General features: G+C 43.9%; 14 protein-coding genes. 12 read left to right on the top strand and 2 right to left on the bottom strand.

Translation table 11 applies throughout. The features are described from left to right. Positions 1–80: 80 nt before the first annotated feature. Together CHH58_RS12770 and CHH58_RS12775 are read right to left on the bottom strand one after the other, a co-directional pair. Positions 81–770: a YjjG family noncanonical pyrimidine nucleotidase gene (locus CHH58_RS12770; protein ID WP_095262624.1), complete on the bottom strand. Its 690-nt coding sequence runs from the start codon at positions 768–770 to the stop codon at positions 81–83. A gap of 18 nt (positions 771–788) precedes the next feature. Continuing rightward, positions 789–1,487, bottom strand: a complete 699-nt coding sequence (locus CHH58_RS12775; protein WP_095230845.1) for a Crp/Fnr family transcriptional regulator — start codon at positions 1,485–1,487, stop codon at positions 789–791. A gap of 231 nt (positions 1,488–1,718) precedes the next feature. Here CHH58_RS12775 and CHH58_RS12780 point away from each other — a divergent pair, with 231 nt between their 5' ends. The 12 genes from CHH58_RS12780 (at position 1,719) to CHH58_RS12835 (ending at position 14,836) form a co-directional block, all read left to right on the top strand. After that, a complete protein-coding gene (locus CHH58_RS12780) occupies positions 1,719–2,849 on the top strand; it encodes a GntR family transcriptional regulator (protein WP_095230846.1) in 1,131 nt (376 codons plus the stop codon). A gap of 305 nt (positions 2,850–3,154) precedes the next feature. Continuing rightward, positions 3,155–4,492, top strand: a complete 1,338-nt coding sequence (locus tag CHH58_RS12785) for an ABC transporter substrate-binding protein (RefSeq protein WP_095230847.1) — start codon at positions 3,155–3,157, stop codon at positions 4,490–4,492. 247 nt (positions 4,493–4,739) lie between these two features. Next, the gene (locus CHH58_RS12790) at positions 4,740–6,260 is read left to right on the top strand and encodes an alpha-N-arabinofuranosidase (RefSeq protein ID WP_095262625.1); all 1,521 of its coding nucleotides are present in this window, start codon (positions 4,740–4,742) and stop codon (positions 6,258–6,260) included. 18 nt (positions 6,261–6,278) lie between these two features. Beyond that, the gene (locus CHH58_RS12795) at positions 6,279–7,217 is read left to right on the top strand and encodes a carbohydrate ABC transporter permease (protein ID WP_095230849.1); all 939 of its coding nucleotides are present in this window, start codon (positions 6,279–6,281) and stop codon (positions 7,215–7,217) included. Then, positions 7,217–8,056 carry a carbohydrate ABC transporter permease gene (locus CHH58_RS12800; protein ID WP_170937624.1) on the top strand — a complete coding sequence of 280 codons (840 nt, stop codon included), beginning with the start codon at positions 7,217–7,219 and terminating at the stop codon, positions 8,054–8,056. Before CHH58_RS12795 ends, CHH58_RS12800 begins: the two co-directional genes overlap by 1 nt. Positions 8,057–8,089: 33 nt before the next feature. Then, on the top strand, positions 8,090–8,713 hold the full coding sequence (locus CHH58_RS12805; RefSeq protein WP_095230850.1) for a YesL family protein: 624 nt from the start codon (positions 8,090–8,092) through the stop codon (positions 8,711–8,713). Positions 8,714–8,742: 29 nt separating this feature from the next. Beyond that, positions 8,743–10,233, top strand: coding sequence for an alpha-N-arabinofuranosidase (locus CHH58_RS12810; protein WP_095230851.1), 1,491 nt, complete (start codon positions 8,743–8,745; stop codon positions 10,231–10,233). Continuing rightward, positions 10,233–11,447: a sn-glycerol-1-phosphate dehydrogenase gene (locus CHH58_RS12815; RefSeq protein ID WP_095230852.1), complete on the top strand. Its 1,215-nt coding sequence runs from the start codon at positions 10,233–10,235 to the stop codon at positions 11,445–11,447. The genes CHH58_RS12810 and CHH58_RS12815 overlap by 1 nt, the downstream gene beginning before the upstream one ends. Further along, positions 11,444–11,701, top strand: coding sequence for a DUF6171 family protein (locus CHH58_RS12820; RefSeq protein WP_095230853.1), 258 nt, complete (start codon positions 11,444–11,446; stop codon positions 11,699–11,701). The genes CHH58_RS12815 and CHH58_RS12820 overlap by 4 nt, the downstream gene beginning before the upstream one ends. 22 nt (positions 11,702–11,723) lie before the next feature. Further along, positions 11,724–12,509, top strand: a complete 786-nt coding sequence (locus tag CHH58_RS12825; RefSeq protein ID WP_095235119.1) for an HAD-IIA family hydrolase — start codon at positions 11,724–11,726, stop codon at positions 12,507–12,509. Between the two features lie 18 nt (positions 12,510–12,527). Beyond that, a complete protein-coding gene (locus tag CHH58_RS12830) occupies positions 12,528–13,673 on the top strand; it encodes a family 43 glycosylhydrolase (RefSeq protein WP_095235118.1) in 1,146 nt (381 codons plus the stop codon). 182 nt (positions 13,674–13,855) lie between these two features. Further along, positions 13,856–14,836 carry a LacI family DNA-binding transcriptional regulator gene (locus CHH58_RS12835; RefSeq protein ID WP_095230856.1) on the top strand — a complete coding sequence of 327 codons (981 nt, stop codon included), beginning with the start codon at positions 13,856–13,858 and terminating at the stop codon, positions 14,834–14,836. The last annotated feature ends 77 nt before the right edge of the window (positions 14,837–14,913 follow it).

Consider the following 14,913-nt stretch of genomic DNA (forward strand, 5'->3'; position numbering starts at 1 on the left):
AAGCCCCCTTTTTTTATATCACACTATTTACAGCTAGATTTCGATTTTAAATTAACTTAATAGTGCATGTATCTCTTTTACTACTTCAGAATATCAAGCAATTCCTCTAATTTTGTTATTTCAAAATCCGGATGAAGCGGAAGGTGGTTCGGCAGTCTGCCAGGGTTAAACCAGCATGTGTCCATACCAGCCATATTTCCTCCTTGGATATCTGCTACTAAGGAATCCCCGACGATCAATGAACGCTCTGGCTTAATTTCAGGAACGCGTTCAAACACATAATCAAAGAAACCTGCCATCGGTTTTTGGAATCCGGTATCTTCAGAAACAAAAACAGACTGGAAGTAAGGAAGCAGTCCGGTCGCTTTCAGACGGCGGAATTGTGTATCGGAAACGCCGTTCGTCACGATATATAAAGGGTAGTGCTCCGATAGTTTCTCCAATACTTCAGCCGCACCAGCTATCATATGTCTTCCTTGTGCAAGCAGCTCTCGATAAGCAGCATCCAGATCAGCTCCGTTTACTTGCTGGTCGTAGAGGGCGAAGAACTCGGTGAATCTAGTACTGACGACAGTATCGCGATTGATTTCCCCTTTTTCAAAAGAACTCCACAAGCGCTGGTTGATGGTGCGGTACGCAGTCATAGCTGCTTCATCAGTTGGCAGACCGTGTTGGTTGAATAGAAGCGGCAGAGCTTCTTGCTCGGTTTTTGTGAAGTCTAGAATGGTGTTGTCAACGTCAAAAAATAAAGCATCATATTGTTTCGTCATGTTGTCTTCCTCCAGTTATTAGGCATAGATTGATTGATGTGCTAGTTGTTCAAGCTTTTCCCAGTCTTTTATAGATATTGCATCCTTGCGGCGTTCAATAATGCCTTCCTTAGCTAACGTAGCTAGTAAACGGTTCACATGCCGAGAGGTTGTACCGATATGATCCGCAATATCGCTTGTTCGGCTAGTTGGCAATGGGCTGGTCAGCTGTCTGCCGTCATCTGCTGTCATCACACGCATTAGATAGCTTGCTAACCTGGTGAGTGCTCCGTGGGTCAGACTGAAGCTGAACGCTCTTGATTTCAGCTGGAATTTCTCTGTTACTTCACGGAGCAGAAGCTGTAGAAATGGCGGATATGAAGCCGCATATGTATGTAGTGAATCAATTGGTATCCCAATCAGGTGGACAACACTCGCAGCCTCTACCGTATGTAATGCATCTATCTGTTTGATATATTCTATATCACCAAATAATTCAAAAGCTTGCTTGAAAGAAACAATCAGTTTTTTACCATTCTCTGCAACATAGGATACAGTGGCTTTACCTTTAACGAGCAGATACAACTGCGTTACGTGTTCTCCTTGCGTGCAGATGGCATCACCGATACTGGCGCTGTATAAACAAAAATGATTCACAACCTCAGATGGGAAGTGCTGCCTGATTCCATACTTCTCTATATAAGATTCTAGCAGCGTTGCGTCATGTATAAGTTGCATAAACAGGCCTGCCTTTTACTTATATTATATGTACGTATATCGGAAAAGAAAGGACATATGTCCTGATCGTATCATATCGTTATCTAATCGGCAAAAGTCGCAAGAAATCTAACCCTTACCCCATCATCTGTCTTCTTTTGATTGAATGTAATTTATAGCAACATAGTGCCCAATCCTTTCTCATGTGTTATGCTAACTTATACGAACATGTGAAGGAAGCTGGTGTAAGTTATGCAGACAAAGTATGCAATTGTAAAACAGGCAATCAAGTCCAAAATCCTCGATGGTACGTATGAGCCACATGCAAAGATTCCGTCTGAGAGCGAGATGATGAAGCAATTCGATGTGAGCCGTCACACGGTACGGCTGGCAATTGGTGAGTTGGTAAATGAAGGCTGGCTTTACAGAGAACAAGGTGCTGGTACATTCTGTGCTGATCGGTCGAAACTTCAGCTGCAGCAGAACGCTATGCAAAATAAAAATATTGCCATCGTAACGACGTATATCTCCGATTATATTTTCCCATCGATCATTCGCGGAGCGGAAGCTTATTTAAGTGATCGTGGCTATAATGTGAGTTTGTTCAATACAAATAATGATCATGAAAAAGAGCGGGAGTATTTAGAGCGAATTATCACTACCGGTTTTGACGGTGCTATTATTGAGCCAACCAAGAGTGCATCTGCCAACCCGAATATCAACTATTATTTGAATTTGGAGCGTCTGCAGATTCCATATATTATGATTAATGCTTATTATGATGCTCTTGAGCCGTATCGAGTACTTGTCGATGACGAGCGCGGTGCTTTTCTGCAAACTGAGCATCTCATCAAACAAGGGCACCGGGATATCATCGGTTTCTTCAAAACGGACGACATGCAGGGAACACTGCGGATGAAAGGGTATTTGAAAGCGCATCGAGAATATAAGATACCAATTAATCCGAAGCATATCGTGACATACAGCACAGAAGAAAAGCATGAAAAGCCAGTACAGGAGCTTGAATCATTATTGAATCAAACAGATGCCAAGCCAACTGGATTAGTCTGCTATAATGATGAACTGGCAATTAAATTGATTAATGTACTGCGTGAACGTAATATGAAAATTCCGCAGGATATGTCGATTGTAGGCTTTGATAATTCCTTCCTGACCGAATTATCGGAAGTGAAACTGACTTCTGTTGAACACCCGAAAGCAGAGCTTGGCAAGGCAGCTGGTAAATTGATTCTGGATTTAATCGAGAGTAATCAAGGCAAAGGCTCTGAAGGGGCGATTGAGAGTGTTGTCTTCCCGACAAAGCTAGTACCAAGGCAGTCAACCCAAGCCATTAAAGCAGACGCATTAGAAAAAATAAAGTAAACAGATGGAGCTGAGTTAATCAGCTTCATTTTTTTATAACTTGTTGAACAAGTTTTCTATATAATTTCTCATTATAAAATCTTGTTCGTATAAGTTATAAAGATAATAATGTGAAACTTATTGACTGATTAGGAGAGCGGTGATAGGATATATGTAACACGCATCGTATAGGCTGACGCACCAAAATGTATGCGCTATCATCTAGACTATTCCCAAGTTAGCCGAGTACGGAAAGGGAGGTATGACCTCTTTAGTAAACGCTTTCAAATACTGCTTGTTGATTCTAAAAATGAGGGGGTAGCTTTATGAAGAAGGTCTTGAAGGCACTGATGATCGGATTGATGATCATCGTACTGGTAGCTTGTAGCAAAGGCAGTGGTGGTGGAGGCAGTGAAGCGGATGAAACGGAAGTTGTCGGTGCAGATCTAGAGAATGCTACAGAGTTGACTTACTGGACATTTGTTGGTCAACATATGGATTTATTCAAGGATTCAGCCGAACGCTGGAATGAAGAATTTCCGGATCGACCAATCAAGCTCGTAGCTGAAACGTATCCATACGATAATATGCATAATAACCTGCTGCTTAGTCTGCAATCAGGTAAAGGTGCACCGGATATTGCGGATATCGAATTAAGTAAGTTTCCAAACTTTTTACAAGGAACACCACAGCTTGAGCCGATGAACGAATATGTGGAACCGGTGCTTGCTGATTCCGTAGAGGCTCGTTTTGATCTATATGCAAAAGAAGGCGACTATTACGGCGTACCAACACACGTAGGTGCAACTGTCATGTATTATAATACAGAAATTATGGATCAAGCTGGAGTGGATATCGATTCCATTCAGACATGGGATGACTTCGTAGAAGCCGGCAAGCAAGTGACGGAAAAGACAGATGCAGTTATGTGGAACGTCGGTACAGGTGACTTCCTGATGGATTTGTGGCCAATGGTTTCACAGCAGGATTCAGATTTCTTTGATGCGGAAGGAAATTTGACATTGGATAATGAAACCAATGTAAAGACCCTTCAATTCTTGTATGATGCTATTTATACTGAGGAAATTGCTGAACTTACTCCTGGTGGAATGAACCAATCAGAGGATTTCTATAAGTATTATTCAGAAGGAAAGTCGGCTGCTATCCTAGCGCCGCTTTGGTACATGGGACGTTTCCTTGATAACATGCCGGAAATGGAAGGGAAAATTGCCATCAAGCCGCTGCCTGCATGGGAAGAAGGCGGTAAGCGTTCCGCTGGTATGGGTGGTACGGGAACAGTCGTGACCAATCAGTCAGAAGAGACGGACTTAGCGAAGGAATTCCTGGCGTACACCAAGCTGTCGGAAGAAGGAAGTATCAATCTATGGAAAGTTCTCGGATTTGACCCGCCGCGCTGGGATGTATGGGAAAGTGAAGCAGTCAAAGAAGATAACGAGTATTATCAATTCTTTGGTGAAGGTATCTTCGATATGCTCTTGGAGATAAAGGATGAGATCAATACACTGAATATTACCGAAAATACACCGGATGTTTCGACGGAGTATAATACCATAATTGCAGATTCTGTGCTGAGGCAGAAGAATAAGACTCCTGAGGAAGCAATGAAAGAAGCTGCTGATAAAATTGAAAGTAGTATGAAGTAATAGCTAGGACTCTAAAACCCCAAGCAGCAATTCAGCAGCTTGGGGTTTTTATATTATTTCCATCTAATGCAAAAAACGCTTGTTTTTACAGACACATCTGTCTATACTGAATATATAAACTTATACGTACATATTTCTGGTTGTGGAGATTTTAGGTGGAATATGTTCGTACGTGATGCGATATGTGTCACCTTCTTTTTTTACCTCAATTGTAAGCGTTATCAAAAAGAAAGAGGAGTGGGGATAAATGGCAGAAAAATTGCAAGCGAAGATGGTTTTAGATAAGAGTTATCAAATAAGCGAAGTCGACAAGCGAATTTACGGATCATTTATTGAACATCTAGGTAGAGCAGTATATGGCGGTATTTACGAGCCGGGCCACCCCGATGCAGATGAACAAGGTTTTCGAAAAGATGTTATTGACTTGGTGAAAGAGCTGCAAGTGCCTATCGTTCGTTATCCTGGTGGAAATATGGTATCTGCTTACAACTGGGAAGATGGTGTCGGACCAAAGGAAAGTCGACCAAAGCGGCTGGAGCTGGCTTGGCGCACAATCGAGACGAATGAAATAGGAACAAATGAATTTGTGGATTGGGCGAAAAAAGCACAAGCGGAAGTCATGATGGCAGTGAACCTTGGTACGCGAGGTATTGATGCAGCGCGTAATCTGATTGAATATACAAATCATCCTAGCGGGACGTACTGGAGTGATTTGCGCAGAGAGCATGGCTATGAGCAGCCGCATAACATCAAGACCTGGTGTTTGGGAAATGAAATGGATGGACCGTGGCAGGTAGGGCATAAGACAGCTGCTGAATATGGCAGAATTGCCAAAGAGACTGGCAAGGCTATGAAACTCGTTGATCCGAGTATTGAACTTGTTGCGTGCGGCAGCTCCAATACGGATATGCCGACTTTCCCGGAGTACGAGGCGACAACGCTTGATATCGCATATGACGAAGTGGATTATATTTCACTGCACCAATATTACGGCAACACCTCCAATGATCCAGCCAACTACCTGGCGAAGAACATGGATATGGATCATTTCATCAAAACCGTTACTGCTACCTGTGATTACATTAAAGCGAAGCATCGCAGCAAGAAAACAATCAACTTGAGCTTTGATGAATGGAACGTATGGTATCACTCCAGAGAGCATGATGAAAAGCTGGATCCATGGACGGTTGCACCACCACAGCTGGAGGACGTCTACAATTTCGAAGACGCTCTCTTAGTAGGAAGCATGTTAATCACTTTGCTTCGTCATGCTGATCGCGTGAAAATGGCTTGCATGGCACAGCTGGTGAACGTCATTGCGCCGATTATGACTGAAAACAATGGCCAATCTTGGAAACAGACAATCTACTATCCTTATTTGCACGCATCCGTTTACGGTCGGGGAATCAGCTTGCAGCCAATCCTTTCTTCTCCTAAGTATGATAGCAAAGACTTCACAGATGTACCGTTCATTGATAGTGCTGCTGTCTATGATGAGCAGGAAGAAGCATTGACGATTTTCCTAGTGAATAAGCACTTGGAAGAATCTATCCCGCTCGATGTTGATGTAAGGAGCTTTGAAGATTATGAAATTGCAGAGCATATCGTGCTGGAGCATCATGATCTGAAGGCTGCCAATACAAAAGACACGACACGTGTTGCACCGCATGGCAAAGGAGAATCAAGTTTAGAAGACGGTAGGCTGAAGGCTCAATTGAATCAGACTTCCTGGAATGTCATCCGGCTGCAAAAAGCCAGAACAAATTAAGGGTGAGGGGGGATTGTGATGAATACAGTTACGCCAGTATCACCGGTGAGAACAAGGAAGAAACAGAATAAGTTCCTCCGGTTTCTGAATTCAAAAAAGGTAGTACCATTCGTTTTCATATCGCCATTTGTACTGTCGCTGCTCCTTTTCACAGTGTATCCGGCTATCCAGGGAGTAATCATGAGTTTCCAGAGTGTACTTCCTGGACAAGTGGAATTCATCGGAATGAGTAACTATGAGCGAGTACTGAATCCGACATTCTATCGGGCTGTGTCGAATACGACGGCTTACGTGGTTCTTACCGTAATAATTCTGACCATCATTCCGATGGTACTCGCGGTTATCCTGAACTCGAAGCATGTCCGCTTCCGAACGCTTTTCCGGGCATCGCTTTTCATACCGGCGCTTACATCGACGATTGTCGGCGGTATGATTTTCCGCTTCATGTTTAGTGAGCAGCAAGGGGCGGTCGCAAACCAGCTCATTGGGGTGTTCGGCTTTGATCCACTCAAGTGGATGTTTACTCCATGGGCAGCAATCGGTCTTATGGTCATGCTTGCCTGCTGGCGCTGGATCGGTGTGAATATCCTCTACTTCTTAGCAGCCTTACAAAATGTACCGGATGAGATGTATGAAGCGGCTGAAATTGATGGCGCCACCAGATTGCAGCGCTTTCGTTTCATAACGATGCCGATGCTGAAACCGATCATTATTTTCGTCAGTACGATTACAATCATCAATGGCTTCCGTATGTTCGAAGAAAGCTATGTGTTCTGGGCTGTAGGATCTCCTGGTAACATCGGCCTTTCGATTGCGGCCTATATATACCAGCAAGGTATTCAGCAAAATGACATGGGCTTCGGAGCTGCACTTGGTGTCGTACTAATGCTTATCATCTTTGTGATCAGCATTATCTATTTGATCGCTACCGGTACATTCAAGAAAGGAGATAGATGATGAAAAAGAATAATAACAAACTGCTGGGAGTTGTCGCTACAGTTGTCATGGCTATTGTCAGTTTGATAGCGCTATTCCCGATCATCAGTATCGTGCTATCTTCGTTCATTCCTTCCGGCTCCTTGATGCGAAACGGTATTTCATTCAGTTTCCCTTGGGATGAACTGACGCTTAGCAATTACACATACATCTTTACACAATCAGCAGAATATTGGACTTGGTATGGAAACAGCCTTTGGATTTCAGCGTTGATGATTGTTCTGTCTCTGTTCTTTTCTTCCATGGTTGGTTATGCGCTGGCGATGTACGATTTCAAAGGAAGCAATATCTTCTTCGTTGCGGTGGTATTTATTTTGATGGTGCCATTTGAAATCCTAATGCTGCCGCTATTCCGTCTTATGATGGATATGATGCTGATTGATACGTATCTAGGGGTGATACTGCCAGGTATCGTAGCACCGGTGGCAGTGTTCTTCTTCCGGCAATATGCGCTTGGTTTGCCAAAAGAGCTAATGGATGCTGCAAGGATTGACGGGTCGACCGAATACGGCATCTTCTTTAAAATCATGCTCCCGTTGATGGGACCTTCACTAGCAGCGATGGCAATCCTGCAAGGTCTTGGCAGCTGGAATAACTTCCTGTGGCCATTGCTCGTACTTCGTTCGAACGATATGTTCACGCTGCCGCTCGGGCTGGCAACGCTGCTTACACCGTACGGAAATAACTATGACGTCTTGATTGCTGGGTCTGTTATGACAATTATTCCGATTGTGATACTGTTCATCTTCTTCCAGCGCTATTTCATTTCCGGATTAACTGTTGGCGGCGTCAAAGGCTGAATCTCTAGTTTTGATTAGAAAGGAGTTAGAACCATGCTGAAGAAAGCGATGAGTAATCTCGATAAGTCTCTCTTGTGGATCACCCGATTTGCACACTTGAATGCATTGTTCCTGTTATATAGCCTCTTAGGGCTGGTCGTTGCCGGAGCAGCTCCGGCAACGGTAGCTGCATTGCAGGTTTCTCGCCGGTTTCTGAATGGAGAGGAAGTAAAGGTGCACCAAGCATTCCGCAAAGCATTTAAACAGGAGTTCTGGTCAGCAAACAAGTTAGGGTGGCTCCTAGGAGCAGCGGGTTTCATCCTGTATACAAACTATCTGCTTATCAGACAAGCGGATGGACAGTTATTCTTCCTGGTGCCTTTCCTTTTCTATGTGCTCATATTCTGCTATATGACGGTTGTGCTCTGGAGCTTTCCGCTACTTGCGAATTATAAGTCAGGTACGTTCCAGGTCATCAGGAGTGCGTTCATCATTGGACTGACAAGGTTCCATATGACGCTATCGATCGGTGTACTTCTGTTCGCGCTTTTGTATCATAGCATCGGCTTGCCGGTGCTGCTGCTGTTCTTCTGTTTCAGTATCAGTGCGTTTGGCTGGATGTGGCTGAGCATGAAGGTGTTCTCCACGATGAAACACGAAGAACAGTTAGCCAGTTAGTTTATTTTTGATAGATTGGAGCGATAAGCATGTCGACAAAATTGATCATTCAAGCTGATGTCACAGAAGGAAAAATAAATAAAAATATTTACGGTCATTTTGCGGAGCATCTTGGCAGAGGTATATATGAAGGAATTTGGGTCGGGGAGGATTCTTCCATACCGAATACAAAAGGAATCCGCAACGATGTACTGGAGGCACTCCAAAAGCTGAACATCCCGGTACTACGATGGCCAGGCGGCTGTTTTGCAGATGAATATCACTGGAAAGACGGAGTAGGACCTCGTGAAGAGCGCAAGCGTATGGTTAATACCCATTGGGGAGGAGTTGTGGAGAATAACCATTTCGGAACACATGAATTCTTCACGCTTTGCGAGCTGCTCGGAGCAGAGCCATACATTTGCGGAAATGTTGGCAGCGGCACCGTCCAGGAAATGTCTGAGTGGGTCGAGTATATGACATTCGATGGCGAATCACCGATGACGGCTTGGCGCCAGGAGAACGGTCGCCAGGAGCCGTGGAAGCTGAAGTATTTCGGTGTTGGTAATGAGAACTGGGGCTGCGGTGGAAATATGCGGCCGGAATATTACGCAGATCTCTATCGTCGCTATCAGACGTATGTACGCAATTACGGCGACAACAAGCTATATAAGATTGCAGGCGGTGCCAATATTGACGATTACAAGTGGACAGAGATACTTATGCAAGAAGCAGCACCAATGATGGATGGATTAAGTCTTCATTATTACACGATTCCAGGTGATTTCTGGCTTGGTAAGGGCTCTGCTACTGATTTCTCCGAAGACGAATGGCATCTGACGCTGAAGCGCGCACTTCATATTGAAGAATTGATCGAGAAGCACGGCACCATAATGGATAAATACGATCCTGAGAAACGCGTCGGGCTCATTATCGATGAGTGGGGAACTTGGTTCGACGTGGAACCAGGCACTAACCCAGGCTTCCTGTATCAGCAAAATACAATCCGTGATGCACTTGTAGCTGGTGCTTCACTCAATATCTTCAATAACCATAGCGAACGAGTTCAGATGGCGAATATTGCGCAAACAGTCAACGTATTGCAGGCGATGATCCTGACAGAAGGACAGGAAATGATCAAGACACCGACGTATCATGTATTTGATTTGTATCAAGTGCATCAAGATGCGGAACGTCTTTCGTCTCATCTGGAATCAGATGAAATAAAGCATGGTGAATTGGCTTATCCAACTGTCAGTACTTCTGTATCCAGAGGAAAAGATGGCAAGATTCATGTTAGTTTCTGTAATCTGGATCACACAAATGAGGTTACAGTAGATACAGAGCTTCGCGGTGCAACACTCGGAACTGTAAGCGGCAAAATTCTCACATCAGATAAGAAAGATGCCCGTAATACGTTCGATGCGCCTAATGACGTGGAAGTAGTGCCGTTTACGAATTTCGCCGAGCAGGATGGCGGATTACAAGTTACTTTACCAGCAATGAGCGTAACGGTTTTGACAATCGAGGAGGGTGCCTGATGCAGTTATCGGCAGATATGCTGGCATTAGCAGATGAATACGGGATAAGTTCGGACACTTTTCCGCGCTTGCAAGTGGAAGCTGGAGCACTCTCATCAATTGGAGCTTACTTGAATGAGAAGAACATGAGCAAAGCTGTCCTTATTATGGATGCCCAGACTAGAGCAGCCGCAGGGGACAAACTGGCAGCGCTGCTTGAAGGAGAGAACATCCATGTCCAGGCTATCGAACTTTTAGCGAATCACCATGGCCAAGTGAACGCCGATGAAGCTTCGCTTGTACAGGTACTTGTTGAAACACCGGTGGATACAGATGTCCTCTTGGCAGTAGGGGCGGGAACGATTCATGATATTACGCGTTTCTGCAGTCAGAAGCTTTCGATTCCATTCGTGGCAGTTCCGACAGCAGCATCAGTCGACGGCTTCACCTCCAAAGGAGCGCCACTGATCCTGCGGGGAGTGAAGCAGACGATTCAGACAGCTGCCCCGGTGGCAGTATTTGCCGACTTGGATGTGTTATGTGCAGCTCCTAAGTCACTTACAGCAGCTGGCTTCGGAGATATTTTAGGAAAGTTCACTTCACTGCTTGATTGGGAAATCTCCGCAAGAGTCGGAGGAGAAGCCTATAATGCATTGGCTGCCAAAATGACGCGACATTCGCTTGATACTTGTGTCGATCATGTCGAGGAAATAGCCAAGGCGGATGAAGCGGGCATACGAATTTTAATGGAAGCATTAATCGAGTCTGGTCTTGTCATGCAAGTGCTGGATTTCTCCCGACCTGCTTCAGGAGCGGAGCATCATTTGTCCCATTATTGGGAGATGCATTTACTCGAAACAGATAAACGGCAGCTTCTTCATGGAGCTAAAGTTGGTGTTGCTTGCAGTATCATTACGGAATTGTACAAAAACTGGATTGAACAGTTTGATCCTTCTGAGGCAAATGGAGATTATGCTGCAGGATTACTGGAGAATTGGAAAGAAATCAGTTTATTGATTGCTGCACTGCCGACGCCGGAAGCACTGCAATATTATTTGTACCAGGTCGGAGCACCTGCTACAGCTGAGGAAATTGGGATAGGATCAGAGCTTGTACAAAACAGCTTGAATGAAGCGTACCATTTGCGTGATCGCTGCACTGGTCTGCTTCTCATCAATCAATTTAAGAAAGAGCATATCAGCTACCCGCTGCAGGATAGGATTGGCAGTCGATGACTTGCCGGACTTGTCTGCAAAAGAAAAGCTATACAGTGGAGGAAGCAACAGCACTTGTTGCAGATCAATTAGCATTGGAACCCTTTTTGGCTGAAAAAGGCACAGTGTCTGCTCGTTTAGCAATCTGTTCAGATTGTCCATCGCTTTCAGCAGATCATACTTGTGCGCGCTGCGGCTGTTTTGTGGCGTTCCGAGCCTCCCTACCGGATAAACGCTGCCCAGATCCTGACGGAGACCGCTGGCAGCAGGTATAATCTAAGCAAGGAGGCGATAGTTATGGCTTACTATAAAACATTAGATAGCATTCTATTCGATTTGGACGGAACAGTGTGGAAGGATTTCACGTTAATTGACGGAGCTGCTGAAACAATCCGGACGCTGCAGGAAGCGGGTAAACGGGTGATTGGGCTGAGTAATCGAGGCACGCATTCCCGAAAACAGATTACAAATTATTTTAGGGAGCAGGGTATTAAGTGGGACAAAGAAGATATTATTCTGTCCTCCTATCTTGCAGCTGATTATTTGCAGACTCATTACCCAAGACTGCCTGTGTGGGTGCTCGGAGAAGAAGGCTTACGGGAGGAACTGAGTGAAGCAGGTCTGACACTTGCTAAAGAACCGGAGGATGCCGATTGGCTCGTGATTTCGTTGCACACAGGTGTCACTTATCATGATCTGAACCAGGCTTTTCGGGCTGTCATTCACGGCGCCAGGATTCTCGCAACTAACCAGGATCCTGTTTTCCCAGGAAATGATGGCTTACAGCTGGATGTTGGTGGATTGATTGGAGCAATTGAAGCGTCAACAGGCAAGAAAACCGATATTATCGTCGGCAAGCCATCACACTTCATGTATCAAAAGGTAATGCAGCAAGCTGGCAGTGAACCAGAAAAGACAATGATCGTCGGAGACAGCCTGACTTCTGACATAGCCATGGGCGCTATGTTCGGTCTAAAGACAGCTTTAGTGCTCACTGGAAATACAACAAAAGAACAGGCGGATATTTCTAGTATAAAGCCAGATCTGATTCTGCCATCCATCAAGGAACTTCCATTCACTTAGGAATATGGAGGAGATACGATGAAAACAATTGATGTCGAACATATAGAAGTTCGTGTGAAGCAAGGAGAGCTTGTAGAGCTTCCAAAGACAGTCGACGTATATATTGACGAGGGTGTACAAGCAGCATATCGCGTCAGCTGGCCGAAACTGCCGGATCTAAGTAAAGCTGGAACATATGAATTAGAAGGAAAGATTGAAACGGAAGATTTCCCTGAACCGTTCATCGAGCAGCGTGCTGATCCGTATATTCTGAAAGCAGAGGATGGATTCTACTATTTTACAGGTTCCTATCCTAGATATGACAGAATAGTCCTGCGCCGCGCTAAGACATTGGAAGGTTTGCGTGAGGCAAAGGAACATACGGTTTGGGAGGCACGTGAATCTGGCATATTGTCAGAGCATATTTGGGCTCCGGAGCTGCACTATATAGATGGGAAATGGTACATACATTTTGCAGCAGGAGATAAAGAGGATGTGTGGGCAATACGTCCATATGTGCTGGAGTGTACAGGTGATCCGTTTACTGATGAATGGACGGAAAAGGGAGCAATCAATACAGATTTCCAAAGCTTCTCATTGGATGCCACAACGTTCGAGCATCAAGGCAGACGATATCTTGTTTGGGCTCAGAAAACAGAGAACGATACAATCTCCAATCTTTATATTGCCGAAATGAAAAATCCTTGGGAGATAAAGGGTGAGCAAGTGCTGCTGGCAAAACCTGAGCATCCATGGGAGACTGACGGTTTCGACGTTAACGAAGGCCCAGCATTCCTGCATCGCCACGGAAAAGTATTCCTGACATTCTCTGCCAGTGCAACGGATGATCGCTATGCAATGGGTCTCCTATATGCAGATGAAAATGCTGACCTGCTTGATCCTGCATCATGGACAAAGCTGCCAGATCCTGTGCTGACAAGTTCGGAGGATACCAGTCTTTATGGACCTGGCCATAATAGCTTTACAGTAACAGAGGAAGGCCTTGATCTGCTTGTCTATCATGCTAGACCTTATAAGGATATTGAAGGAAACCCTCTATATGACCCGAACCGTCATGCCCGCATCCAGCGTTTCTTCTGGAAGGATGGAATGCCGTATTTCGGTGAACCAGGATATAGGCTTAAAGATTTGAGCAAGGTAAAAGCAACAATAATAATTGAGTAAATGGGAGTCCTTATACAGTTGTATAAGGACTTTTTGAAGTATCTAATAATTGTGAGGAGGTAAATATAAATACAAACATTGAACTAAATGATACGTAGTAATAAGTAAGGTTGATAAAGGCAGGAGTTCATATATTCTGATATTATAATTTGTAAAGGAATTGTGAAAGAGGATGGTGACAATTGAAACCCAAAATTGATGATGTAGCAAGATTAGCAGGCGTATCTCCTACAACAGTTTCTCGAGTCTTGAATGATCGTGGATACATAAGTAATGAGACGAAAGAGAAAGTGCAAGATGCAATGACCAAACTGAATTATTTTCCTAATGATATTGCCCGATCATTGTATACGAAGCGTTCGAATTTACTTGGCATTATCATGCCAACAACAAGCAATCCATTCTTCGGAGAGCTTACATTTCATTTGGAAAGTATCTGCGCTTCTTTAGGCTATAAAGTGCTTCTTTGTAATAGTCTGAACCAAAAAGATAAAGAAAAAAAATATCTAGATATGCTGATGCGCAATCAGGTTGATGGAATTATTGTTGGTACTCATAATTTAGGCATATTAAATTATCAGAAGCAAAATTTAGCTGTCGTATCGATAGACCGGTATTTGTCTGAAACGATTCCTGTTGTGAGTTCAGATAATTACGAAGGAGGAAAATTAGCAACAGAACTTTTAGTTAGAAAGAGTTGCGAACATATTGTACTAATTGACGGAGTAAAAGAGATAGAGAAGTCTTATCTTAGAAGAGAAGCGTACATAGATACACTAGACAAAATAGGGAAAACACCAATCATTTATGAAATACCGGAAGTATTTAATGTGCAGAGTCAGCAAGAAATTATTGAAAACATATTTAGCGAACACCCCGAAGTGGACGGAGTATTTGCTACAAACGACATATTTGCTGCATCTTTTATAACTGCTGCAAAGCGACACGGCAAGAAAATTCCTGAAGATATTAAAGTTATTGGGTATGATGGTACGGAAACGGTACGAACTGTTTTACCAGATCTTACAACAATCAGACAGCCTATTGAGATGATTGCTAAAGAGGCAATTAACATTTTGCTGAAGGAGATAGAGGGTGAATTTACAGATCCTTTGCATGAAACTAAACTTCCAATCAGTTTAATAGAAGGGTCCACTACATAAAAATGCGTTGCCTTAGGCAATGTTTTTTTAATTTTCATATGTCAACCCGTTGACATATGAAACCGGTTGACATATAT

It is taken from the genome of Terribacillus saccharophilus (assembly GCF_002272745.1).
GTDB classification, from domain to species: domain Bacteria; phylum Bacillota; class Bacilli; order Bacillales; family Amphibacillaceae; genus Terribacillus; species Terribacillus saccharophilus_B.